General features: G+C 72.6%; 28 protein-coding genes. 17 read left to right on the forward strand and 11 right to left on the reverse strand.

What is annotated here, in order from left to right; genetic code table 11:
- Positions 1–147: 147 nt before the first annotated feature.
- Positions 148–1263, reverse strand: coding sequence for a LacI family DNA-binding transcriptional regulator (locus EDF34_RS01225; protein WP_370450014.1), 1116 nt, complete (start codon positions 1261–1263; stop codon positions 148–150).
- A gap of 124 nt (positions 1264–1387) precedes the next feature.
- On the opposite strand from EDF34_RS01225, the gene EDF34_RS01230 reads away from it, so the two are divergent.
- On the forward strand, positions 1388–4033 hold the full coding sequence (locus EDF34_RS01230; RefSeq protein WP_233575121.1) for a substrate-binding domain-containing protein: 2646 nt from the start codon (positions 1388–1390) through the stop codon (positions 4031–4033).
- A gap of 51 nt (positions 4034–4084) precedes the next feature.
- Here EDF34_RS01230 and EDF34_RS01235 read toward each other — a convergent pair whose 3' ends face one another.
- Positions 4085–5860 (reverse strand): DEAD/DEAH box helicase, encoded by a 1776-nt coding sequence (locus EDF34_RS01235; RefSeq protein ID WP_123369567.1) that lies wholly within the window; start codon positions 5858–5860, stop codon positions 4085–4087.
- Positions 5861–6109: 249 nt separating this feature from the next.
- The gene (locus EDF34_RS01240; protein WP_123369568.1) at positions 6110–6526 is read right to left on the reverse strand and encodes a CoA-binding protein; all 417 of its coding nucleotides are present in this window, start codon (positions 6524–6526) and stop codon (positions 6110–6112) included.
- A gap of 170 nt (positions 6527–6696) precedes the next feature.
- Between EDF34_RS01240 and EDF34_RS01245 the strand changes: the two genes are divergently transcribed.
- From EDF34_RS01245 to EDF34_RS01280, 8 genes are all read left to right on the forward strand, one after another.
- Positions 6697–7278, forward strand: coding sequence for a CDP-alcohol phosphatidyltransferase family protein (locus EDF34_RS01245; protein WP_233575122.1), 582 nt, complete (start codon positions 6697–6699; stop codon positions 7276–7278).
- Positions 7275–8237 carry a DUF881 domain-containing protein gene (locus tag EDF34_RS01250; protein ID WP_123369569.1) on the forward strand — a complete coding sequence of 321 codons (963 nt, stop codon included), beginning with the start codon at positions 7275–7277 and terminating at the stop codon, positions 8235–8237. The genes EDF34_RS01245 and EDF34_RS01250 overlap by 4 nt, the downstream gene beginning before the upstream one ends.
- Entirely contained in the window at positions 8234–8566 is a 333-nt protein-coding gene (locus EDF34_RS01255) for a small basic family protein (protein WP_118767257.1), read from the forward strand. Before EDF34_RS01250 ends, EDF34_RS01255 begins: the two co-directional genes overlap by 4 nt.
- Before the next feature lies 1 nt (position 8567).
- The gene (locus EDF34_RS01260) at positions 8568–9359 is read left to right on the forward strand and encodes a DUF881 domain-containing protein (RefSeq protein ID WP_123369570.1); all 792 of its coding nucleotides are present in this window, start codon (positions 8568–8570) and stop codon (positions 9357–9359) included.
- A gap of 234 nt (positions 9360–9593) precedes the next feature.
- Positions 9594–10004 (forward strand): FHA domain-containing protein, encoded by a 411-nt coding sequence (locus EDF34_RS01265; RefSeq protein ID WP_199737663.1) that lies wholly within the window; start codon positions 9594–9596, stop codon positions 10002–10004.
- A complete protein-coding gene (locus EDF34_RS01270; RefSeq protein ID WP_123369572.1) occupies positions 10001–10774 on the forward strand; it encodes a MerR family transcriptional regulator in 774 nt (257 codons plus the stop codon). Before EDF34_RS01265 ends, EDF34_RS01270 begins: the two co-directional genes overlap by 4 nt.
- Positions 10775–10811: 37 nt before the next feature.
- Positions 10812–11318: a bifunctional nuclease family protein gene (locus tag EDF34_RS01275; RefSeq protein ID WP_123369573.1), complete on the forward strand. Its 507-nt coding sequence runs from the start codon at positions 10812–10814 to the stop codon at positions 11316–11318.
- 151 nt (positions 11319–11469) lie between these two features.
- Positions 11470–12054: a MerR family transcriptional regulator gene (locus tag EDF34_RS01280; protein ID WP_123369574.1), complete on the forward strand. Its 585-nt coding sequence runs from the start codon at positions 11470–11472 to the stop codon at positions 12052–12054.
- A 2-nt stretch (positions 12055–12056) separates the two neighbouring features.
- On the opposite strand, the gene EDF34_RS01285 is transcribed toward EDF34_RS01280, so the two are convergent.
- Entirely contained in the window at positions 12057–12821 is a 765-nt protein-coding gene (locus EDF34_RS01285) for a ParA family protein (protein ID WP_199737593.1), read from the reverse strand.
- A gap of 83 nt (positions 12822–12904) precedes the next feature.
- Here EDF34_RS01285 and EDF34_RS01290 point away from each other — a divergent pair, with 83 nt between their 5' ends.
- The 4 genes from EDF34_RS01290 to EDF34_RS01300 are packed head-to-tail and all read left to right on the forward strand — an operon-like array spanning position 12905 to position 14642.
- Positions 12905–13549, forward strand: a complete 645-nt coding sequence (locus tag EDF34_RS01290; RefSeq protein ID WP_123369576.1) for an MBL fold metallo-hydrolase — start codon at positions 12905–12907, stop codon at positions 13547–13549.
- A 10-nt stretch (positions 13550–13559) separates the two neighbouring features.
- Entirely contained in the window at positions 13560–13697 is a 138-nt protein-coding gene (locus EDF34_RS17605) for a hypothetical protein (protein ID WP_199737595.1), read from the forward strand.
- Positions 13698–13732: 35 nt separating this feature from the next.
- A complete protein-coding gene (locus tag EDF34_RS01295) occupies positions 13733–14218 on the forward strand; it encodes a GNAT family N-acetyltransferase (protein WP_123369577.1) in 486 nt (161 codons plus the stop codon).
- 40 nt (positions 14219–14258) lie between these two features.
- A complete protein-coding gene (locus tag EDF34_RS01300; RefSeq protein WP_233575123.1) occupies positions 14259–14642 on the forward strand; it encodes a VOC family protein in 384 nt (127 codons plus the stop codon).
- Between the two features lie 11 nt (positions 14643–14653).
- On the opposite strand, the gene EDF34_RS01305 is transcribed toward EDF34_RS01300, so the two are convergent.
- The 3 genes from EDF34_RS01305 to EDF34_RS01315 are packed head-to-tail and all read right to left on the reverse strand — an operon-like array spanning position 14654 to position 17008.
- A complete protein-coding gene (locus EDF34_RS01305) occupies positions 14654–15247 on the reverse strand; it encodes a TetR/AcrR family transcriptional regulator (RefSeq protein WP_123369579.1) in 594 nt (197 codons plus the stop codon).
- A gap of 52 nt (positions 15248–15299) precedes the next feature.
- A complete protein-coding gene (locus EDF34_RS01310; RefSeq protein ID WP_123369580.1) occupies positions 15300–16295 on the reverse strand; it encodes an NADP-dependent oxidoreductase in 996 nt (331 codons plus the stop codon).
- On the reverse strand, positions 16292–17008 hold the full coding sequence (locus EDF34_RS01315; RefSeq protein ID WP_123369581.1) for an SDR family oxidoreductase: 717 nt from the start codon (positions 17006–17008) through the stop codon (positions 16292–16294). The genes EDF34_RS01310 and EDF34_RS01315 overlap by 4 nt, the downstream gene beginning before the upstream one ends.
- A 161-nt stretch (positions 17009–17169) precedes the next feature.
- On the opposite strand from EDF34_RS01315, the gene EDF34_RS01320 reads away from it, so the two are divergent.
- Positions 17170–17700 carry a GNAT family N-acetyltransferase gene (locus tag EDF34_RS01320; RefSeq protein WP_123369582.1) on the forward strand — a complete coding sequence of 177 codons (531 nt, stop codon included), beginning with the start codon at positions 17170–17172 and terminating at the stop codon, positions 17698–17700.
- A gap of 167 nt (positions 17701–17867) precedes the next feature.
- Here the strand turns inward: EDF34_RS01320 and EDF34_RS17750 are convergent, their stop codons facing one another.
- On the reverse strand, positions 17868–18965 hold the full coding sequence (locus EDF34_RS17750) for an HAD family hydrolase (RefSeq protein ID WP_233575124.1): 1098 nt from the start codon (positions 18963–18965) through the stop codon (positions 17868–17870).
- A gap of 589 nt (positions 18966–19554) precedes the next feature.
- Here EDF34_RS17750 and EDF34_RS01335 point away from each other — a divergent pair.
- Both EDF34_RS01335 and EDF34_RS01340 read left to right on the forward strand, forming a co-directional pair.
- The gene (locus EDF34_RS01335) at positions 19555–20052 is read left to right on the forward strand and encodes a GNAT family N-acetyltransferase (RefSeq protein ID WP_123369584.1); all 498 of its coding nucleotides are present in this window, start codon (positions 19555–19557) and stop codon (positions 20050–20052) included.
- Positions 20053–20129: 77 nt separating this feature from the next.
- The gene (locus tag EDF34_RS01340; protein WP_123369585.1) at positions 20130–20897 is read left to right on the forward strand and encodes a DinB family protein; all 768 of its coding nucleotides are present in this window, start codon (positions 20130–20132) and stop codon (positions 20895–20897) included.
- On the opposite strand, the gene EDF34_RS01345 is transcribed toward EDF34_RS01340, so the two are convergent.
- Entirely contained in the window at positions 20878–21327 is a 450-nt protein-coding gene (locus tag EDF34_RS01345; protein WP_123369586.1) for an iron chaperone, read from the reverse strand. The two genes, EDF34_RS01340 and EDF34_RS01345, sit on opposite strands and share 20 nt — an antisense overlap.
- 81 nt (positions 21328–21408) lie before the next feature.
- The gene (locus EDF34_RS01350) at positions 21409–22401 is read right to left on the reverse strand and encodes a zinc-binding alcohol dehydrogenase family protein (RefSeq protein WP_233575125.1); all 993 of its coding nucleotides are present in this window, start codon (positions 22399–22401) and stop codon (positions 21409–21411) included.
- Between the two features lie 70 nt (positions 22402–22471).
- On the opposite strand from EDF34_RS01350, the gene EDF34_RS01355 reads away from it, so the two are divergent.
- The gene (locus EDF34_RS01355) at positions 22472–22894 is read left to right on the forward strand and encodes a MarR family winged helix-turn-helix transcriptional regulator (protein WP_123369588.1); all 423 of its coding nucleotides are present in this window, start codon (positions 22472–22474) and stop codon (positions 22892–22894) included.
- Here the strand turns inward: EDF34_RS01355 and EDF34_RS01360 are convergent.
- Complete coding sequence (locus EDF34_RS01360) at positions 22869–23516, reverse strand: HAD family phosphatase (protein ID WP_123369589.1); 648 nt, start codon at positions 23514–23516, stop codon at positions 22869–22871. The two genes, EDF34_RS01355 and EDF34_RS01360, sit on opposite strands and share 26 nt — an antisense overlap.
- Positions 23517–23557: the final 41 nt, after the last annotated feature.

Consider the following 23557-nt stretch of genomic DNA (forward strand, 5'->3'; position numbering starts at 1 on the left):
TCGGCACACCCGGGCAGCCGTCCGCCCGGGCACGAGTCGCCCAGGGGGAGTCCGCGGCGACTGAGTGCAAAGGTGACCACGGCCACATTCCGGGCAACACGGCACGAATCGTTTAGGCGAGCGCCGTTACCTAATCGTGACCAAAGATCACCTCGTCCGCGGCGCCGTGCTGCCGCGGACGGCCAGGCCGCCGACCACGCACTCGCGACGGACCTTCAGGTCCCCGTCGAGGACGGCGAGCACCGCCTCGCCCGTGGCCGTCCCGAGCTCGGCCTGGGCGGACGGCAGCGTCGTGATCGACGGCGTCGCCAACCGGCACAGCGTCGAGTCGGAGCCCGCGACGACGGACAGGTCCCAGGGGACCGAGACGCCGGACCGGCGGGCGACGTCGAGCGCCGCCACCGCCATCTGGTCCGAGCCGTAGACGATCGCCGTCGGCGCACCGCCGGCCGTCAGGAGCCGCCGGGTCGCCGCCGCTGCCGCCTCGGGCGTGCCGGCGGTCGCCTCGTGCACGAGCACGCAGGACGCGGGGTCGAGGACCCGGGTGAGCGCGTCGAGGCGCACCTGGGTCCGCGCCATCACGTCGGGCCCGGTGACGAGCGCGACGTGGCGGTGGCCGAGCTCGAGCAGGTACCGCCCGATGCGCGCGAACGCCTCGCCCTCGTCGACCGTCACGGCCGCGAGCTCGTGGTCGCCCTGGCCGGCGCCGACGACGACGGTCGGTGCGCGCAGCCGGCGCAGCGCGTCGATGCGGGGGTCCTCGACGAGGACGTCGGTCACGACCATCACGTCGAACCGGCGCTCGGCCCACCACTCGCCGTAGAGGGCGACGGCCGCGTCGGGTCCGTCGACGAGCTGCAGCAGCAGCGCGAGGTCCCGCGTCGCGAGCACCTCCTGCAGCGCGATGACGAACTCGAGCACGTCGGTCGCCTGGGACGTGGTCCCCGAGCTGCCGTGGTCGAGCACGAGCCCGACCGCGCGCGGACCCGTGCGCATCGAGCGGGCCGCCGCGCTGGGCCGCCAGCCGAACTCGTCGGCGACCCGCAGGACGCGCTCACGCGTCGCGGCCGACACGCCCGGGCGACCGTTCAGCGCGTACGAGACGACGGCGGTGGAGACGCCCGCCGCGCGGGCGACGTCGACGATCGTCGGCCGCCTGGGAGGCGCCTGTGGCGCGGGGCGGGAGGGGGCGGGAGCCGTCGACGAGGGCGGCGCGGAAGGTCCGGTTGGTCCGGAGTCGTATGCATGTGTGACCACGATCACCTACTCTGACGCCCGATGCGGGTGAAGCGCATCATCTCGGCTCCAACGATGTGGACGAGGGGTAGGGGGAATGACGACGGTCCGGCGCGGTCCCGCGCCGCCGACAGCGCGGCGCACCATCGGTGTGCTGTCGCCTGTCGTGGGCGGCTTCTACTTCGGCGCGTTGATCGCCGGCGTCGCGCGAGCTGCGCGGTCGGCCGGTCATCGCGTCGTCGCGGTGCAGACCTATCCCGCCGGGCTCGATCGTGAGCGCTATCCCGACGGCTCGATCCTCGACGCGCCCGTCGCGCTGGGAGCGGTCGACGGGCTCGTCGTCGTCGGGAAGGCGCTGCGCAGCGAACGGCTCGCCACGGTCCAGCACTGGGGGCGTCCGGTCGTGCTGGTCAGCGAGCTGCCGCAGGGGCCCGACGACGTCGTCGTGGTGCCCGACAACGGCGGCGGCGTGCGCGCCGCGGTCGAGCACCTGCTCGGCCACGGGCACACCGCGATCGGCTTCATAGGCTCGCAGATGCAGCTCGACATGCGCGAGCGCTTCGCCGCCTACCGCGACACGCTCGCCGCGCACGGCATCGAGATCCGCGACTCGTGGGTCTACGAGGCCTCCGACAACCACGAGCAGGGCGGCGCCGACGCGGCTGCCCGCCTGCTCGCCGCGGGCGTGCCGACCACGGCGGTGGTGGCCGCGACCGACCGCAACGCGATCGGCTTCCAGCACGCCCTGCGCGCCGCGGGCCTCGTGCTGCCACGGGACCAGGCGGTCTTCGGGTTCGACCACGCCGACTCCGGCGCTCGCGTGACCCCGCGTCTGTCGACGGTCGACGCGCACTACGACCGGGTGGGGGCCAAGGCCGTCTCGCTGCTGCTGTCGCGGATGCGCGGCGAGGACGTGCCGGGCGGCGAGTACCGCGCACCGTCCACCCTGGTGGTGCGCGAGTCCTGCGGCTGCACGGAGGCCGCCCAGTCGGCCCCGGCGACGTCGGCCACGCCCTCGACCCGCAGCGGGTACCAGGCCCTGCGGGCCCTCGCCGAGACGGCGTTCGTCGGACCCACGGGTGCCGGGGGCGCCCGCCGCACGGGCACCGCTCCGCGCGAGTCGTGGTGGCGCGCGGTGGTCGAGCCGCTCGAGACGGCGGGGGAGCGGGGCACCGTCCCGGGCTCCCCGACGCTGACCCGCCTCGCGGACCTCACCGCGGCGATGCAGCCCCATCCCGAGGCGCTCGAACAGCTGGTCACGTGCCTGCGAGCGGTCGAGACGGACGTGGTGGGAGCGCTCCCGTCGGCCGAGCACGAGCTCGCGGTGCGTCGCGCGGTCACCGAGGTGCTGCTCGCCGTCACGCAGGGCTGCACCCGCGCGATGCTCGCCCGCAGCGGGCAGCTCGAGCGCACGATCGTCGACCAGTACGAGGTCGACATGGACCTCCTGCGCGGAGACGGTGCAAGCCCTCGCGCGCTCGGCTGGCTGCCGCGGGGGGTGCGCGGGCACGCGTGCCTCGGGCTCTGGCTCGGCGCCGACCGAGGCCCGGGTGACCGCGAGATGGAGATCGTCGGCGTGCACGACACGTCCGGCACGCTGTCGCGGCTCGTCGGGATGCGCACCGTCGCCAGCGAGTTCCCGCCGACGGCGATGACCCGCGCGGGCACCATCGGGTCGAACGAGCTCACGTTCGTCGTCCCGGTCACGTTCGGGGGGAGCGACTGGGGGCTGCTCGCGATCGACGGCACCGTCGAGACCCGGGCGACGAGCGCGCGCGACCGGTTCAACCACTGGGCCGCCCTGCTCGCGGTCGCGCTCGACCAGGAGCGGCTCCTGGCGAGCCTCCGCGAGCAGCGCCGGGCGCTCGAGCAGGCAGCTGCGCGCGAGCGGTCGCTGGCTGACACCGTCCGCGCGAGCGAGGAGCGGTACGCCCTGGCCTCGATGGCGGCGCACGACGGCACGTGGGACTGGGACGTCTCGGCGGGCACCGTGTACTACTCGCCGCGCTGGAAGCAGACGCTCGGGTACGACGAGGACGTCGTCGGCGACTCACCCGCCGAGTGGCTCGAGCGCGTCCACCCCGCCGACCGCGACGAGCTGTCCGCGGCGATCGCCGCACAGCTCGCCGGGACGGGCACGCCGCTCGAGCTCGAGCACCGCGTGCGCGCCTCGTCGGGCGACTACCGCTGGATGATGTGCCGGGCCGTGACCGTCCTCGACGACGCGGGCTGCCCCGCCCGGCTCGTCGGTGCGCTGGTCGACATCACCGAGCGCAAGCAGGCCGAGCTCGCCCTCCAGCGTGACGCGCTGCGCGACCCGGAGACCGGCCTGCCCAACCGGTTGCTGTTCCGCGACCGGCTCGGAGCGGCCCTGCTGCGCACCCGGCGCGCTGAGCGCTACGACTGCGCGCTGGCGGTCGTCCGCGTGCTGCACGCGCCGACGATCCCGACGCAGGGCGGTCGCGCCGAGGCGGACGGGGAGGCGCCCGTGGACCTGCACCGCGAGCTGGTCCGGCGGCTGCGTGCCACGCTGCGCGAGGGGGACACGTCCGCGCGGATCGCCGACGACGGCTTCGCGGTGCTGCTCGACGACGTCGGGACCGGCGCCGTACCGGCGAGGCTCGCCGAGCTGCTCGGCCAGCTGCAGAGCGAGCTGGGCACGCGGGTCGCCTTCGGCGTGCTCGGCAGCATCCGGGGGTTCCGTGACGTGGACGACGTGCTGCGCGAGGCCGACATCACGCTGCTCCGCGGCGGCCCGGGTCGGGGTCTCACGGACCCGCGCCCGGCCGTCCGCTAGCGACGACGAAGGCCCGGCACCTGGAATGGTGCCGGGCCTTCGAGGTGTGCGTCAGACGCGGCCGCGGGGGCCGTGCGTCGGGCGCGACGCGTAGTGACCGGGGCGCGACGACTCGTGCCGCGGGCCGTCCGTGCGGGCGCCGTCGGTCCGCGGGCCGCTGTCCATCCGGATGCGCAGCGGGCGGCCGGCGACGCGGGTGCGCGACAGGCGGTCCATGGCCTCGGCGGTCAGGCCACCGGGGATGTCGACGAGCGAGAAGCTGCCGAAGATGTCGATCTTGCCGACGTCCTTGCCGGTCAGGCCACCCTCGCCGGTCAGCGCGCCGACGAGCGCACCGGGCTGGACGCCGTCACGGTGACCGACGGCCACGCGCCAGCGAGCCGGGCCGCCCGCGATGTGGGTGCTCGGGCGGCGGCGCTCGCCACGCTCGCCACGCTCGCCACGGTCACCACGGTCCGCGCTGGACGGGGCCAGCCGGGCGCGGTCGAGCTCGTCGTCCATGTCGTCCTTCACGCCCGGGCCCTCGTCGCCGACGGCCAGGGCCGTCAGCGTCGCGAGCAGGTCGATCGGGTCGACGTCGGCGTGCTGCGCCAGGTAGACCGCGATGGACTCGCGGTACAGGTCCAGGCGACCGGCCTCGGCGCGCTCGGCGGCGCGGCCCAGCATGGCCTGCACGCGGTGCGCCGAGACGTCGGCGGGCGACGGGATGCTGATCTGCTCGAGGTTGACGCGCGTGGTGCGCTCGATCTGGCGCAGGCGGCTCTGCTCGGACGGCGTGACGAAGGACAGCGCCTCGCCCTCGCGGCCGGCGCGCCCCGTGCGGCCGATGCGGTGCACGTAGGTCTCGGGCTCGCGCGGCACGTCGAAGTTCACGACGAGGCCGATGCGGTCGACGTCCAGGCCGCGCGCGGCGACGTCGGTGGCGACGAGCACGTCGAGGGCGCCGGTGCGCAGGCGGTCGACGATCTTCTCGCGGTCGCCCTGGGCCACGTCACCGGAGATGTAGGCGGCTGAGATGCCCTTCTCGATGAGGGCGGAGCCGACCTCCTCGGCCGCGCCACGGGTGCGGACGAAGACGATGGCCGCGTCGGCCTTGCGGACGGCGAGCACGCGGGACAGCGCGCCGACCTTGTGGCGGAACGGCACGACGGCGTAGGTCTGGCGGACCGAGGTGACGGTCGACGACTGGCGGGCGACCGTGATCTCGAGCGGGTTGTTCAGGTGCGTCTCGGCGACGCGGCGGATGGCCGTCGGCATCGTGGCGGAGAACAGCGCGACCTGGCGCTGCTGCGGGGCGCGCGACAGGATCTTGTCGACGTCCTCGGCGAAGCCCATGCGCAGCATCTCGTCGGCCTCGTCGAGCACGAGGAAGCGCACCTGGTCCATGACGAGGGTGCGGCGCTCGAGGTGGTCGATGACGCGACCGGGGGTGCCGACGACGACCTGCGCACCGCGCTGGAGGGCGCGCTGCTGCGGCAGGAACGGCGAGCCGCCGTAGACGGGCAGGACCGTGAGGCCGGGCAGGTGCGTCGCGAAGGACTGGATCGCGTCGGCGACCTGCATCGCGAGCTCGCGGGTCGGGGTCAGGACGACGGCCTGGACGGCGCCGAGCTGGGGGTCGATCGCGGCGAGCAGCGGAAGGCCGAACGCGGCGGTCTTGCCGGTACCGGTCTGGGCGACACCGACGATGTCCCGACCGTCGAGCAGGGCCGGGACGGCCTGGGCCTGGATGGCCGAGGGGGTCGTGAAGCCGAGGTCGGTGATCGCGCGCTCGAGGGCGGCGGGCATGCCGAGGTCGGAGAAGGATGCGGGCAGGGCAGAGCTCATGTGTCAGGGAAACCGATCATCACGGGGCGGAGCCCTGACCGGCATCGGATTGATGCACGGCGGGTCGCAACCCCAGACCACCCATCGGCTACCGGACTGACCGGTGCCTCGACCACACGACATCCTGGGCCCGATTCAACGGGCCGGTGTCTCGACGGGGGACGCGACGAACTCCAAGTTCGAGCGACAGTCTACGCGGGTGCCTCCCCGCGGTGGGGGAATCGGGAGGGTGACGTCAGGCACAGCGACTCACGCGACACCGAGCCGCGGTGCCTCGATCGCGGCGCACGCGTCCATCACGACGTCCAGTCCCGCGGCACGGGCCCGCTCGGCGGCGTCCTCGTCGACGACCCCGAGCTGCAACCACACGGCGCGGGCACCGACCGCGATCGCCTCGTCGACGACGGCTCCGGCGAGCGCGGAGTTCACGAAGACGTCCACGACGTCCACGGGGCCAGGCACCTCGGAGAGGCTCGCGTACCCGGTGGCGCCGTGGACGGTGGCAGCGGCAGGGTGCACGGGGACGATCTCGTGGCCGAGGCGCTGCACGAACCGCGCGACGCCGAACGCGGCTCGGTCGGTGTTGGTGGACAGCCCGACCACCGCCCAGCGGCCAGGCGTGGTGAGCAGCCGGCGGATCGTCGTCGTGTCGTTCTCGTGTGCCATCCCGCCAGCCTCGCACGCACGCCGCCCGCGCGTGGGGCGTCCGTGCCGGTCGCGTGCCGGTCGCGTGCCGGTCACGTGCCGGTCGCGCTCCGGCCGACGGTGACCGCACCGTAGGATCGACGCGGTCCCGGCCTCGCCGGGGGGCGGGCGACGACCAGGAGGACACGCAGGTGAGCAGCGAGGTGGTCAGCAGCCGCGTGCTCACGGTCCCGAACGCGATCAGCTTCGCCCGGCTGCTGCTGGTGCCGGTCTTCGCCGTGCTCATCGCGACGGAGCACGACGGCTGGGCGGTCCTGGTGCTGGCCGCGTCGGGTGCGAGCGACTGGCTCGACGGCGTCCTCGCGCGGCGCCTGAACCAGGTCTCGCGGCTCGGGCAGCTGCTCGACCCGGCGGCCGACCGCCTGTTCATCCTCGTCACCCTCGTCGGCCTGGCCTGGCGCGAGATCGTGCCGCTGTGGCTCCTGCTCGTCCTGGTCGCCCGCGACGTGGTCCTCGGCGTCCTGCTGCTCGTCCTGGGCCGCGCCGGGTACCCGCCGCTGCCCGTGCACCTGGCCGGGAAGGCGGGGACGTTCGCGCTGCTGTACGCCTTCCCGCTGCTCCTGCTGTCCGAGTGGGACTCCTGGCTCGGGACGGTCGCGGAGGTGGCCGGGTGGGCGTTCGCCCTGTGGGGCGTGGGCCTCTACTGGTTCGCCGGCTTCCTCTACCTGGAGCAGGCCCGCCGTCTGCTGCGTCCCGGGCCGCGGTCGGCATGACCAGTCGGCACGCCGACGAGCACGTCGCCGCGACCGTCGATCGTCGGCCGGACGCGTCGATGACGCTGCTCACCGAGTTCTACCGCCGACCGCTCGACCCCGGGTACGCCCTCGCTGCCGAGCGCCGGGCCGCGGGCGACGCCCCGCCCCGGCGCCGGATCGGCGTCGCGGGGCTCGTCGTCCTGGCCCTGCTGCTCGGGCTGGGCACCGCGGCGGCGACGACCGCGCTGCGCCAGCCCGTCGGACAGGTCAGCGAGGCGCGGCGCGTGCTGGAGTCGCAGATCACCGAGCGGGGCGACGAAGCCGCAGAGCTGCAGGGCCAGGCGAGGGCGCTGAGCGACGAGATCGCCGCGATGCAGGCGAGCGTCCTGGGATCCGCCGACGAGCCGCTGCAGGCGGCTCTCGCCGCCGGAGCGGTCGAGGCGGGGTCGCTGCCGGCGGACGGAGCGGGGCTGCGCGTGGTCCTCACCGACGCCGCGAGCGACCAGCCCGACTCGGAGGACCCGGACAACCGGGTGCAGGACATCGACCTGCAGGTGCTCGTCAACGGCCTGTGGGAAGCGGGCGCCGAGGCGATCGCCATCAACGGGCAGCGACTGACGTCGATGACCGCGATCCGCAGCGCCGGCAGCGCTGTCCTCGTCGACCTGGTCGCCCTGAGCAGCCCCTACACGGTCGAGGCGATCGGGGACTCGGTGCAGATGCAGACCGACCTGGCCCGGACGTCGACCGGCCAGCTCCTGGCGACGCTGCGCGCGACGTACGGCATCGGCGTGGACATGTCCTCCGAGCGTCGGCTCGAGCTCCCCGGGGCCGGCCTGACCGCGCTCCGGTCGGCCTCGGTGCCCGAGGACGCGCGCCTGCCCGAACCCGCGCGCGACGCACCGAGCGACCCGGTTTCGTCCGGCGGCGCCGGTGTGGCAGGGTCGGCGGGTCGAGGGGGAGGGGGTGGCCAGTGATCGCCGTGATCGGCCTCGTCGTGGGTGTCGTCGCAGGGCTGCTGCTGCAGCCGACCGTCCCCCTGGAGCTCCAGCCGTACCTCCCGATCGCCGTGGTGGCCGCCCTCGACGCGCTGTTCGGCGGTCTGCGGGCGATGCTCGACGGCATCTTCGACGACCGGGTCTTCCTCACCTCGTTCCTGTCGAACGTGGTGGTCGCGGCCCTCATCGTGTTCCTCGGCGACCAGCTCGGCGTCGGCACGCAGCTCTCCACGGCCGTCGTCGTCGTGCTCGGCATCCGGATCTTCTCCAACGCGGCCTCGATCCGTCGCCACCTGTTCAAGGCCTGACGTGAGCGAACCGGAGCAGACGCCACCCGCCGAGTCACCCGCCGAGCCACCCTCCGAGCCACCCGCCACGCCGACCGGCTGGGCGAACCTGCGCACCGCCCTGCGCTTCCGCGCGTCGCGCGGCCAGGTCCTCGCGGGCCTGCTGTGCGCGGCCCTCGGGTTCGCGCTCGTCGTCCAGGTCCGCCAGAACAACGAGGCGAGCCTGTCCGGCCTGAGCCAGGCGGACCTCGTGCGGATCCTCGACGAGACCACGTCCCGAGGGGACGCGCTGGCGACCGAGGTCAACGACCTGCGCAACGAGCGGGACGAGCTGATGTCGGGCTCCGACAAGCGGCAGGCGGCGCTCGACGCCCTGCGCCGCAGCGCCGAGACGCAGGGCATCCTCACCGGCCGGCTGCCCGCGGAGGGTCCCGGCGTGATCGTCACCCTCACCGAGCCCAAGGGCCAGATCAGGCCGGTCACCATGCTCAACATGCTCGAGGAGCTGCGCAACGCGGGGGCCGAGGCGATCGACCTCAACGGCCACCGGGTCACCGCGAGCAGCGCGTTCGCGGGCATCCCCGGCGCGGTGACGCTCGACGGGACGGAGCTCACCGCGCCCTACGCGTGGACGGCGATCGGCGACCCGGACACCATCGCGACCGCGCTCCAGATCCCGGGCGGCGCCCTCGCGGCGGTGCGCGGGAACGGCGGCGAGGGGGACCTGCAGCGGCGCACCAAGGTCGAGATCCGCTCGGTGCGCACGCTGGCGGACCCGCAGTTCGCGACCCCCGTGGCGCCCGCGGCCGGTTGATCACGTTCTGTCCGGTCTCGGGGGGACGAACCTTCGCACGGCAGGCTGCGCGCACCCGGCAGGTCCGCATAAGGTGTGCCTGACGCCGGCGACACCGGTGACTCGACGTGCAGGTGAGTGGCGGGAGACTCGATGAGCGACGACGGACAGGGTCTGGTTCCCGGGGCGGTCGAGCCCGAGGAGTTCCAGACCCAGCGTCCGCCGGCGCCACGCCCGGCGGGTGCCGACACGACCATGACGTTCGGTCAGGTCGAGCCCGTCGAGATCGAGTCCGGCGCACCGGTCGGCCTGACTGCCGACGAGGTCGCCGCCGTGCACGCGCTGCCGCCGACGTCCGCCCTGCTCGTCATGCAGCGTGGGCCGAGCGCGGGCGCGCGGTTCCTGCTCGACGCCGAGCGCACCACGGCCGGTCGCTCGACGCGCGCGGACATCTTCCTCGACGACGTGACCGTCTCGCGCAAGCACGCCGAGTTCGTCCGGGAGGGACGCAGCTTCGTCGTGCGCGACATCGGCTCGCTCAACGGCACCTACGTCAACCGCTCGCGGATCGACGAGGCCGTGCTGCGCTCCGGCGACGAGGTGCAGATCGGCAAGTACCGGCTGACCTTCCACCCGAGCCCGCACCGCGAGTCCGCGGACGCATGACGAGCGCACGGGCCCAGCGGGCGTCCCAGCCTGCCGTCCCGGACGCGGCGGAGGTCGACGGCGAGGTCGAGTCCTGGCCGCGCGGGATCTCGCGCCGCGCCACCATGCGGATCTCCGACGTGCTGGCCGCGCTGGAGATCGAGTTCCCGGCCGTGACGACCTCCAAGCTCCGCTTCCTCGAGGAGCAGGGCCTCGTCGAGCCCGTCCGCACACCCTCCGGGTACCGGCAGTACTCGCCGGCCGACATCGAGCGCCTGCGCTTCGTGCTGCGCCAGCAGCGGGACCGGTACATGCCGCTCAAGGTCATCGGCGAGCGCCTCGCGGCTCTCGACGCGGGTGCGGAGGACGAGCCCACGACGCCCGCGCGCCTCGCGACGCGCGACGGCGTGCGCCAGTCCTCCCACGGTCGCTGGACCGCTGCCGCGCTGGCCGCAGAGGCAGGCGTCCCGGAGAACCTCGTCTCCGAGCTGGTCTCGGCGGGCGTGCTGCGGCCGAACGACAACGGCTTCTTCGACCCGTGGGCGCGCGACGTCGTCTCGTCGGCGGCCGCGCTGGCCGAGCACGGCATCGACGTGCGGCACCTGCGCCAGTTCCGCGCGGCCGCAGACCGGCAGGTCGACCTCGTCGAGCAGCTCGTCGCCCCGTTGAGAGGACAGCGCAGCGCCTCGTCGCGCGCGCACGCCGGCACGCTCGCGGCGGAGGTGGGGGAGCTGTGCGCGCGCATGCACACGGCGCTCGTGCGGGCCTCCGTCGCCGACCTAGCTCCCTGACCTAGCCGCTGGGGCGACCGGGCCGTAGGTTGGCCCGATGGGGGAGGATCCGGATCTCGTGACCGTCGAGGTCGTCGGTGTCAGGCAGCACCTGAGCGCCGACGAGATCGTCGTGCTGCTGCTCGACGCCGACGCGGAGCTGCTGGTCCCGATCCTGATCGGCCCGGCCGAGGCGTCGGCCATCGCGTCCGCCCAGGCAGGGATCGTGCCGCCGCGACCCATGACGCACGACCTGCTGCGTGACGTCATCGTCGCCGCGGGGGAGATGCTCGACCACGTGGAGATCACGCGGCTGGACGAGGGCGTCTTCTACGCCGACCTGGTGCTCGGCCGCGCCCGGCGGGTGGACTCGCGCGCGTCGGACGCGATCGCGCTCGCGCTGCGGTTCGGCGTCCCGGTGCTGTGCTCGGCCGAGGTCGTCGCCGTCGCCGGGATCGAGGTGCACACGACGACGTCCGAGCAGGACCTGGAGCGGTTCAGGGACTTCCTCGACCACGTCACGCCCGAGGACTTCGAGACCGGCGCCGAGCCCGAGGAGCCCTGAACCTTCGCCTTCAGGTCGAAGGTGAGACACGCCGGGCCGACACGCCCGCGCGCCTCATTGCGGAAGCACCCCACCGGGCCTAGCGTTGCGGAAGGTCAGGCGACTGACCCGCGCGCTACCACCCGTGCCGCGCGCGACGACTGGAGGATCCGTGAGCAGCACCGAGAACGCCGAGACCACCGCCGGCGTCCCGCAGCGGGCACAGGGCCTCCTGTTCGACGACGACCTTCCCGACCTGGACACGTCCAGCGGGTACCGCGGACCGACGGCCTGCCGCGCCGCCGGGATCACCTACCGCCAGCTCGACTACTGGGCCCGTACCGGCCTGGTCGAGGCGTCGATCCGCCCCGCCACCGGCTCGGGCACGCAGCGGCTGTACAGCTTCCGGGACATCCTCGTGCTCAAGGTGGTCAAGCGACTGCTGGACACGGGCGTGTCGCTGCAGCAGATCCGCACCGCGGTCAGCCACCTGCGCGAGCGCGGTGTCGACGACCTGGCGCAGATCACCCTGATGTCCGACGGCGCGTCGGTGTACGAGTGCACCTCGGCCGACGAGGTCATCGACCTGGTCCAGGGTGGCCAGGGCGTGTTCGGCATCGCGGTCGGCCGCGTGTGGCGTGAGGTCGAGGGCTCGCTCGCCTCGCTGCCCACGGAGCGGGCCGAGGACGACGAGGCACCGGTGGTGTCGGCTCAGGACGAGCTCGCGCTCCGCCGGCAGGCACGTTCCGCCGTCTGACCTCAGCGGCGGGGGGCGCGGAGCGCGCGGTCGAGAAGACCGTCGAACGTCCTCGCCAGCTCGGCCGCCGCCGCGCCCGGCCACGCGTGCACGGGCTGGGCCGCGCCCTGGGCCTGCTGCAGCGCGGCGCGCTCGGGGACGAAGGGCTGCAGGACCAGCGGACCGTAGAGGTTGGCGAGCTCCTCGAGGCGGAAGGCCTGCTCGATCGAGCGGGCGCGCACGCGGTTGACGACGATGCCCAGCGGCTGGAGCCCGGGCGCGGCCTCCCGGCGCAGCTCGTCGATCGTGCGCATCGCGCGGCCGACTGCCATCACGGCGAACAGCCCGGGCTCGGTGACGACGACCGCACGATCGCAGGCCGTGAGGCCGGTGCGCGTCAGGCTGCCGAGCGAGGGCGGGCAGTCGATCAGGACGAGGTCGTAGCCGCGGATCCACGGCAGCGCGAAGCGGAGCCGGTCGACGTCCGTGGACTGCAGCCGGTCGTGCACCGCCGAGCGCTCGGAGCCGGCCAGCACGTCGAGGCCGTCGTCAGCCCAGCTGCTCAGCACCGTGGCGGCAGCGATCGTGTGCTCGTTGGCGTCGGCCAGCACGTCGGCGACGTCGCCGTGCTCCGGCCGGGCGCCGAGCGCCATCGTCGAGTCACCCTGGGGGTCCAGGTCGATCACCAACGTGCGCAGGCCGCGTTCGAGCGCCGCCGAGGCGAGCCCCAGCGTCACCGACGTCTTGCCCACGCCACCCTTGAGACTGCACACCCCGAGCACCAGCACGGACGTCACCGTACCGTTTCGATCACCCGTCCGGGGCACGCCGACGAGGGGCGAGTCGGCGGGTACCGGGGGAGACTGGACCCATGACGACGACGCTGACCCGCTGGTCGCACGCCTGCATCCGCCTCGACCGTGGCTCCGACGTGCTGGTGATCGACCCCGGCATGTTCACCGACCACGTTGCCGCGCTGGCCGGCTGCGACGCGATCCTGATCACGCACGAGCATGGCGACCACCTCGACGTGGAGGCGGTCGCCGCGGCGGCCGGTCGCGGCGCGCAGGTCTGGGGTCCGGCAGCTGCCCTCGCGCTGCTGACGGACGCGGGGGTCGCGGACGACGCGCTGCACGCCGTGGTCGGTGGGGACACGATCTCGGCAGGCGGCTTCGAGGTCGCCGTCGTGGGGGAGTGGCACGAGCAGATTCACCCCGACATCCCGGTGATCGCCAACGTCGGCTACGTCGTCGAACGCGTCCTGCACCCAGGTGACTCCTTCGTCGGGATCGAGCCCGACGCGGTCGACACCCTGCTGGTGCCCCTCGCCGGACCATGGCTCAAGCTCGCGGACGCTGTCGACTTCGTTCGCGCCCTCGCGCCGACTCGCGCCGTGATCATCCACGACGCGCACCTGTCCGAGCCGGGCGTCCAGCTCTCGTCGATGCTGGTCGCACGCCTCGGGGGAGCGGGAGACCCCGTCAACCTCGCCCCTGGCGAGTCCATCGAGCTGTGAGGAGCACACCATGAGCGAGTCCCACCCCACCCCGCACGAGATCCCCGAGCTCGAGTTCGACGAGACGGTCCCGCCCCGCCCGGAGGAGGAGATCGCCGACGTCGCACGCGCCGAGCCCGATCCGGAGGGACACGGCGCCGCGTCCTGACCTGCGCAGGTGTCCGGATACGGCATTCTGTCCTCGTGCTGATCAGACGCGTGGAGGAAGACGACTGGGCCCTGGTCCGGGACGTACGGCTGCGCGCCCTCCGGGAGGACCCGAGCGTGTTCGGCTCGTCGATCGCCCGCGAGGAGATGTTCAAGGAGTCGCACTGGCGCATGCGCGTGCGCACCGTGAGCACGTGGGTGGCCCTGGACAGCACGGGGACGCCGCGCGGCATCGTCTCGATGCTGCTCGAGCCCGGCTCTCCCGCCGACGACCGGCACGTCGTCGCCCTGTGGGTCGCTCCCGAGGTGCGGCGCCAGGGGATCGGCTGGCGGCTGCTCGACACCGTCCGGCTCGCGGCGATCGACGAGGAAGCCCGCACGGTCTCGCTGTGGATGGTCGACGACAACCACGCGGCCGGGGACCTGTACGTCCGCGCCGGGTTCGCGCGGACGGGGGAGCGGCACGAGCTGCAGCGCGACCCCGAGCGGATCGAGGAGCGTTACGTCCTGACGCTGCGCTGATCGCTGGACAGCGCCGGGCCGACGCGCGAGCATGCGGACCATGAGATCGCGCATGCCTGGCATGTGGTGGGGGACAGCCATCGAGGCTCCGGACCCGTCCGCGCTCGCGCGGTTCTACTCCGAGCTCGTCGGCTGGCCCATCGGGCACGAGGAGCCGGGCACGGCGATCCTCGCCGCACCCGGCGGTGCCACGTACGTCGTCTTCCAGCAGGCGACCGACTACCGCCGGCCGGTCTGGCCGCCCGTCGAGGGTGAGCAGCGGCCGATGATGCACTTCGACTTCCAGGTCGGCGACCTGGACTCCGCGGTCTCCGAGGCGGTCGGTCTCGGTGCGACGCTCGCCGACCACCAGCCGCAGGAGAACGTGCGCGTGCTGCTCGACCCGGCCGGCCACCCGTTCTGCCTCTGCCGGGACGACGGCTGACGATCCTCGCGTCAGTGCGCCACGAGGACACGCACCTGCTCGCGGATCCGGGCGACGAGAGTCTCCACGTCGGGCTCGTCGCTGGTGGACAGCTCGACGAACATGACGGCAGAGATGACGTGGGCGAGCCTGCCCGCGTCGGCCGACGCAGGATCATGCCGCGTCAGGCACGCCGCGACGGCTGCTTCCGTCCTGGCCACGATCTCGAGCGCGGCCGCACGCTGCGGGTCGGCGGGGTCGCCGAACGCCATCTCGCGCAGATAGGTGCGGCCGTTGTCGACCTGCACGCGGTTGCAGGCCACGACCGGCCGCAGGATCGCCATGACAGCGTCGAGGCCGGTGGTCGCGATCTCGGCGTCGGCCATACCCAGCGCGAGTGCGTCGGCGTAGTGCGCGTTCTGCACGAGCAGGAGCAGCTCGCCCTTGCTCCGCACGTACAGGAAGAGCGTGCCCGCGCCGATGTCTGCGGCCTCGGCGATCTGCTGCGTCGTCACGTCGTCGACCCCGTGCTCGGCGAACAGCGTGCTGGCCGCGGCGGTGATGCGGTCAAGCTTGGCCTGCTTGTTCCGCTCGCGACGGCTGGGCTCCACCGCGGGGTGGGTCATCGTGCGGCCTCCAGGGTGCTGTGCGACGTCGTCACTCATAGTGTCCCGCGAGTCACTCTCGGGCCGTCACGACCTTTCCGACGAGTCCGCCACGCTCCAGGGCGGCCATCGCCTCGGGCGTCTCGGCGAAGGGGACGGTCAGCCCGACCACCGGCTGGATGACCCCAGCGTCGACGAGATCGGCGATCGCGGCGAGCTGCCGCCCGTCGGCACGCATGAAGAGGAACTCGTAGTCGACCCCGAGGCGCCGCGCCTGTCGGCGGATCTTGGCACTGAGAGCACCGACACCCAGCCTGACGGGCAGGGGGAGTCCGGCCGCACGAGCGAACTCCGGGGTCGGCGGCCCCGAGATGCCGATCGCCTTGCCGCCCGGCCGCAGCACGCGCAACGACCTCTCGAGGTTCTCGCCGCCCAGGCTGTCCAGCACGAGGTCGTAGCCGCTGACCGCCTGCACGAAGTCCTGGGTGCGGTGGTCGACGACGAGGTCGGCGCCCAGCCGGCGCACGAGGTCGGCGTTCTTCGCGCTCGCCGTGGTGGCGACCGTCGCACCGAGGTGGTGGGCGAGCTGGATCGCGACCGATCCGACCCCGCCGGCGCCGGCGTGGATCAGGACTCGGCTGCCAGCGCCGACGCCACCTCGTTCGACGAGCGCCTGCCACGCGGTCAGCGTGACCAGCGGGAGCGAGGCGGCCTGGCCAACATCGATCGAGGTCGGCGCGGCAGCGAGGTCGTCCTCGTGGACCGCGATGCGCTCGGAGAACGTACCGATCCGGCCGTCGCGAGGGCGGCCGTAGACACGGTCACCGACGGCGAATCTCCGGACCAGCTCGCCGACCGCCGTCACGGTGCCGGCGAGGTCGTGGCCGAGGGTCAGGGGGAGCGGGTAGCGCAGGACCTGCTTGAACTCGCCGGCAGCGATCTTCACGTCGAGCTGGTTGATGCTGGCCGCGGCCACCTCCACGAGCACGTCGTGAGGGCCGACCTCGGGTTCGGGTCGCTCGACCTCGTGGACGCGACTGCCGTAGGCGTCGACGGCGAACGCCCTCATGACCGTGCCGCCCGTGCGAGCTGAGGGTATGCGACAGCGATGGGTGCGCTCAGCGTTGCCTTGGCCGTCACCGACTTCTCGTCGGCCAGGACCTCGTACTCGTCGCCCTCCACGGCGTCGAGCACGGCGCCCACGAGGTCTGCCGGGTCGACCTTGGGCCCGGCAGCGTGCCGCGCCATGGCCGTGTCGACGTAGCCGACGTGCACGCCGACGACGAGGACGCCGGCCGGGTCGAGCTCCAGCCGGAGGGAGTTGGTCGCCGACCACAGCGCGGCCTTCGTGGCGCTGTAGATGCCGCCGACCGCGTACCAGCTCAGGGCGGAGTGGATGTCGATGAGCACGGCGTTCGACGCCTGGCGCAAGATCGGGGCGAACGCACGTGCCAGGAACAGCGGCCCGAGGAAGTTGACCTCGACGTTGGCGCGGATCTCGGCGTCGGTGTGCTCCAGGATCGCGGGGGAGTGGACCGACGCTCCCGCGTTGTTCGCCAGGACCGTGACGTCGGCTGCAGCACGCGTCGCCGCCCGAATCGAGTCCGCGTCGGTGACGTCCAGGATGAGGGGCACGATGCGCGGGTCGTCCCAGGCACGCGGCTGGCGTGCTGACGCGTACACCTTGCTCGCGCCACGGGCGAGACTCTGGTGGACCAGCTGCGTGCCGATCCCGCCGTTGGCGCCTGTGACGAGGACGACGGCGCCGTCAAGTGTGGGCATGCGGAGCTCCTAGGCTCGAGGTGAGGGCGACTCGGCACAGCTGGGACGACCTCTTGGAGAAACTGACACTACTCAGAACTGAGGGCAGTCGGGATAAATTCCTCGTACTACAGCGCTCTCACAGGCATGGGCGGGCGCGGCGCCCCTGGCACGATCGAGCGATGTCCCTGATCTGCCCAGGCGATCGCCTGGAGACCGACCGTCTCGTCCTTCGGGCCCGGAGCTCCGACGAGGCCGCCGTCTACCGCCAGCTGTGGACGGAGCGGGACCCGCGAGTGCCTGCCCATCGGCGCGTCGATGCCGATGGGCGGCCCACCGTCGAGGAGATCGCTGCTCGTATCGACGCCGAGGCCGGTAACCCAGGGCCGCGCCTGTTGGCGGTGGAGCGGAAGGACGTCGGAGACGTCATCGGGTACTGCGGGCTCACCAACCGCAGCGATGGCCCGTCGGACGAGCCCGAGCTGGCCTACGAGCTCCTGCGCGCCGTGCACGGCACTGGATACGCGACCGAGGCAGCGGCGGCAGTCGTCGCGTGGGCGGACGCGGCAGGCGTCGCGCGGCTGTGGGCCGGGGTCTGGGACTGGAACGTGGCGTCCCGACGCGTCCTGGCCAAGCTCGGGTTCCGTGAGACGGGGCAGGTCGAGCGGAAGTCGGTTCACGGCCTGAGCCTGTTGACCGTCCGGGAGCGGTGATCCGTGGCCGGGGAGTCGCGGACACGGGCCGCTGATCGCCGTAGTGACATAATGTGCATTATCGGCGGTGCGCTGACCTGCCGAACTGCGGGTGACCCGAAGCGCGACCTGCACTACAGCCGCCAACCGAGCTGCCGCTCGCGCTGGCTCAACGCGACTGCGAGTCCTCAGGAGGTCGACGTGCTTGCGGCCGTGTGCCGTCCGTCGACCCCGTGCCGAGCGAGTCGGTCCAGCAGCGCCCCGTGGCCGTCGCCGACCGCCCAATGGACCGCGGTCATGCCCGCCGTGCGCGCGGCCTCGACGTTGGCCAACGTGTCGTCGACGAACAGGATCGACGCGGGCGATGCGCAGATGCGCCGGGATGCCTCGACGAAGAACCTCGTGTCAGGCTTGACGACGCCGAGGTCGTAGGAATAGCAGCTCACGTCGAACACCGCGTCGTACCCAAGGGCCGTGCGCATGTGCTCCCCTCGTTCGCGCTCCTGGTTCGTCCCGAGGTGGACGCCGTACCCGTTGCGGCGCAGCGCTTCGATGATCTCGAAGGATGCCGGGACGCGTTCGATCCGGAGCCAGACGTCGGCATACACCTGCTCCGTCGGCGCCGTCACCCCGAACTCGCCGAGGATGGCCTCGAGGAACGGCAGGTACGCACCCCCTGCGCCGGCGAGCAGCGGCTTCTCGGACTTCCACGCGCGGTGCAGCAGCTCGCGAGCACGATCCCCGACGTACGGTTCCATGGCGCCGTACCAGCCCACGTCGGGCTCGAGCTGGAGCACGCCGTCGGCGTCGAAGAGCACGTGCCGGATTGCCGACGCCGCGACCGCCCGCTTGGAACCCGCCGTGGTCGGCGTCTGCACGAGATCGTTGGGCAACGGCGTCGGGTCCCGGCGCTCGGGCGGGATCACGCCGACCTGGAACGCGTCCTCGTAGACGACGGCACCGGGCTCACTGGTGCGGACGACGTCGAAGGGGACGCCGTGAGCGCGCAGGCTGGCGCAGAGCTGGTCAACACCCTCCTGCATCGCCTCGGGGACCGGCGTCTTGAACCACGTGATCGCGCCGATGGTGTTGCCGTCGGCGTAGAAGTCGGGGTTCGGCAGGTGCTCGATGAACCAGTCCTCGACATCGATGTACGTCGCCTCCTGCGATGCCGACAGGACCCCGGCGCGCCGCAGGTGGTCGACGGCGACGAACACACCCACCTCGACGCCGAGACGTCCGCGGTAGGTCGCCTGGACACGGAGGAACACCTGAGACGCGGTCACGAGCGTGATCGTCGCAGATCGAGACGCACGTCCGCTTCTCATCCGCAGGTCGTCGGCCGCGACGTGAGACCTCCCTCGCATGCTGCCAGTCGACCCGATGGCCAACTCGCGCCTCCCGAGCGCGCACACCTATGAGTTCGCCGACGTGGCCAGTCGTCGTGGTGCCCCGGTCGTTCACGGTCAAGGCCTAGACGCTGCGGCACCAGATCGTGTCAGATGGCCCGAGTAAAGGAATCCGTGTGGCCCTCCGAGTGTCGGTGGGACCGGACGCCGTCACCACGTTCGGAGGTCCAGTGCTCCTGGGTGCGAGTGAGGCCTCGCTGATCGACTGCGCACGCAGGTGGTAAACCAGTACCTGGCCGCTGTGGCAGGGCTCGTGATCAGCGTCATTGCCGTCATCGTCGGCATGATCGTGATTATCGCGCTGGGCTCGCATGCCCAGGTGTGGTCATTGCTCATCGTCGGGGCCATCGCGTGCGTGGCGGGCCTGACGGGAGCCGCGCTTGTCCGCCGACGCTCTGGGCCGCGGGGGTTGGTACCTCCGGAGGACGCACCTTGACCAGTGATTCCATGGTCCTAGGGTGACCTGATGGAGATCGCGACGCTGCGACGGGCCTCGGTGGGCGACTGCGAGGCGATCGGCCGGTTCCAGACGCGATGCTGGGAGCAGACGTACCGTGGCATCGTTGCGGACGCGTACCTGGACGCGTACCTGGACGCGACGACGTGGCAGACGCGCAGCGCACGATGGCGCGACCGGATCGTCAGCGGAGTTCGCGACGTGTGGGTCGCCCACCGCGCCGGTGAGCTCGTCGGCATCGTGAGCGCCGCCGTGACGTGTTCAGAACGGGCGGATCTTCCGGCACGGGAGCTCGCGTCGATCTACCTCGACGAGGCAGAGCACGGCACAGGTCTGGCCGCGCGGCTCCTGGACGCCGCGATCGGTGCCGAGCCGGCTCACCTGTGGGTGTTCTCGTCCAATAGCCGGGCGCAGAGGTTCTACGCGAAGCATGGCTTCGTGGCCACGACCGAGAGCCAGGTCGACCCAGGCACGGGTGTCGACGAGGTGCGGTGGGTCCGGACCTGACCTCGTTCCCCCACGTCCCCGCATCCCCTTCGGCGTAGGTTCAGGACCCCGGTACGGATGCACGACGAGGAGGCGGCATGGCTGACGACCAACGGACCGGAGACCTGCGCGGCGCGCGGTTCGTCGGTGCGAACCTCACCGGCGCGCGGTTCGTCGGCAGCGACCTGACCGGCGTCGTGATGCGCGGGGTCGACGCGGGCGGCGCCGACATCGACGCGCCCTGGCTGCCCGACGCCGAGTCCTTCCTGGTCAACGGGGTGAACGTCATCCCCTACGTGGAGGCCAAGCTCGACCGCCGGTTCCCGGGTCGCTCTCTCCGCCGAGCACCGGACCCGGATGGGCTGCGGGCCGCGTGGGCCGCGCTCGAGGCCACCTGGGAGGCGACCGCCGCGCGGGCGGCAGCGATGCCGGACGGCACGGTCGACGAGCAGGTCGACGGAGAGTGGTCCTTCGCCCAGACGCTCCGGCACCTGGTCCTGGCCACGGACACGTGGCTGCGGCGGGCGGTCCTCGGGGTCGAGCAGCCGTTCCACCCCCTGGGGCTTGCCAACGGGGGGGCCGCGGATGACGGGTTGGACATGTCGCTGTTCGTCGCTGAACAGCCGACCTACGCCGACGTGCTCGAGGCGCGGGCCGGTCGCGTCGCGTTGGTCCGTGACTTCATCGCCACCGTCACCGAGGACGAGCTGGCCGTCGTGCACCAGAACCCCTGGGCGCCGCAGTACCCCGAGTCGACGCTTTCCTGCCTGCACGTGATCCTCGAGGAGGAGTGGGAGCACCACCGCTACGCGGTGCGTGACCTCGACGCCCTCGCCGCGAGAGGCGTCAGCTCGCCGCCTGCGTGACCAGCGCGACGAGCTTCTTCTCGTCGGCCGCCGTCAGCTTCGTCAGCGCGTACGCGGACGGCCACATCGAGCCGTCGTCGAGGTTGGCGGTGTCGTTGAATCCGAGGGTCGAGTACCGAGCCTTGAACTTCGAGGCCGGCTGGAAGAACACGACCACCTTGCCTTCCTTGGCGTAGGCAGGCATGCCGTACCAGGTGCGCGGCGTCAGGTCGGGTGCGGCCTCCGTGATCAGCGTGTGGATCCGGTCGGCCAGCTCGCGGTCCTCGTCGGGCATCTCGGCGATCTTGGCGCGGACCTCGGCGTCGCCGTCGGTCTTCTTGCCGCTCGCGGTGCGCGCGGCCTTCACCTCGGCGGCGCGCTCCTTCATCGCGGCGCGCTCCTCGTCGGTGAACGCGGCGGCGGTCTTGGTGCCGTCCTTGGTCGTCGTCATGGCGGGTCCCCTCATCTGGTCGTCGTCGAGAACGACCGTAGCGACCGGCAGATGCGTCCGCTTCTTCGATCCTGACCGATCTCAGGGCACCAGGACGAGCCGTTGACCGGGACGCGTCGGCGTGGTCCACGCGCGCTCGACCTCGGCGAGCGGCACGGGCAGCGCGTCGATCGTGAGCTCGTCGGAGGCGACGAGCGCGGCCAGCGCCGGCAGCTCGGCGACGATCCCGGCCGTGGTGACCGAGCCCTGGCCGCTGCCGAGGATGCTCAGGTTCGCCGCGCGCAGCAGGAAGGACGGCAGGGCGATCTCGGATCCCGCCATCGACCCGATCTGTACCCACGCGAGCGGCCTGGACCGGTCCGTCCTGGCCATCAGGACAGCCTTCATGGCCTGCTCGGTGGGCTGGCCCCAGAGGTAGTCGACGACGACGTCGACGTCGCCGGCGACCCGCCCGAGACGGTCCGCGACCCCGTCGCCATCCAGGGAGACGACCTCGTCGGCCCCGAGCGAGGCGACGAGGTCGAGCCGCTGCGCGTCCCGGCCCGCGCCGATCACGCGCGAGGCGCCCAGGTGCCGCGCGATCTGGACCGCGAGCTGACCGGCATTGCCCGTCGCGCCCAGCACCAGCACCGATCCCCCGGGCTGCAGATCGACACGGCGGCGCAGAGCGACCCACGACGACATGCCGGGGTTCATCGCCGCGGCGACCGTGACCGGGTCCGCGTCGACGGGCAGCGTGATCGCGCGACGTCGATCGACGAGCGCCTGCTCGGCCATCGTGCCGGGCGCGTCGTCCGACGCGACGAAGTACACGAGGTCACCCTCGGGCGTGCGGCCGACGCCGTCGACGCCCGGGACCATCGGCAGCGTCCCGTCCGACGTGTAGTGCGTGCCGTCCGCGCCGGACCGGACCCGCGGGTGCAGACCGGCGGCCAGGACGTCGACGACGACCTCGTCCGGCGTCCGGGCCACGGGCGCCTCGCGCACGTCGTAGCGCGGGAGCTCGTCGAACGAGTGGACGACTGCTGCGTGCATGGCGTTCTCCTCCCCCGCACTCGTCGGGGTGCGGGTCATCAGTAGTACGTATTACAAACTATATACGTGCATAGTTCGTGTCACGTACTACGTCCCGTAGGGTTGCTCCATGAGCACCGATCCCACCGTCGACTCGCTCGTGCAGCTGTCGTTCGCCGTCCAACGAATCCTGGCGTCCGTGGGCGCCGAGCGCGAGCTGTCCGTCGTGCAGATGCGGCTGCTGGGCATCGTGCGTGACCGCAGGATCGGGATGGCCGAGCTCGGGCTGCACCTCGGGCTCGACAAGTCGTCGGTCACCGGGTTGGTCACGCGCGCCGAGCGCCGCGGCCTGGTGCAGCGCTCCCCCTCCCCCGACGACGGCCGCGCGGTGCTGGTGACCCTCACTCCCCTGGGTCGCGACTGGACCGAGCAGGGCGCGGCGGAGGTCGCCGTCGCGGTCGGCGAGCTCACCGCGCACCTAGGCGCCGACCAGCGGGCACTCCTGACGTCCCTCGCGGCGTCGGTCGTCAGCGGCCCAGCCACTCCTCGATGACCGGGATCACCGCCCGGAGATCACCGCCGACGACCGTGCGGTGGGCGGCAGCGCTCGCGGCGACGTTGGCGTTGAACCCGACGGCCAGGCCGACGGCGCCGAACAGCGGGACGTCGGAGCGGCCGTCGCCGACCGCCACGCAGTCAGCCAGCGGGATGCCCGCGGCGGCGGCGGCGCGGCGCGCGTGCTCGAGCTTGCCGTGCTCGTCGATCGAGAGCTCGACCTCGCCGGTGTAGCGGCCGTCGACCTGGGCGACCCGCGCTCCGTTGGCGTGAAGGAAGCCGAACCGGTCGCAGAGCTCGTCGCCGACGGCCTGCCAGGCGAGCGTCGCCAGGACGGGCTGCAGGTCGTGCTCGACGCACCAGGCCACGGTCTCGGCGATGCCGTCGACGAGCGGGAGGTCGGCGAGCCACGCGCGCACCTGCGCGACCGGCGACCCCGCCCACCGGATCGCGTCGAGCCGCTCCACCGCGGGCCCGGACATCAGGCCGCGGTCCCAGAGGTCCTCGGCCTCGAGGAGCTCGGCGGCATGCCCCAGCCGGCGGGCGATGTGCACGGCACTCGAGGCGACGCCCGGGATCAGCGTCCCGTCCACGTCGAAGAAGACGATGCCAGTCGTCACACGTGCCCCCTGTCGGTCGCGTCACATCGTGGCGCATCGGC

The sequence above is a fragment of the Cellulomonas sp. PhB150 genome (assembly GCF_003755175.1).
Taxonomy (GTDB): Bacteria; Actinomycetota; Actinomycetes; order Actinomycetales; family Cellulomonadaceae; genus Cellulomonas.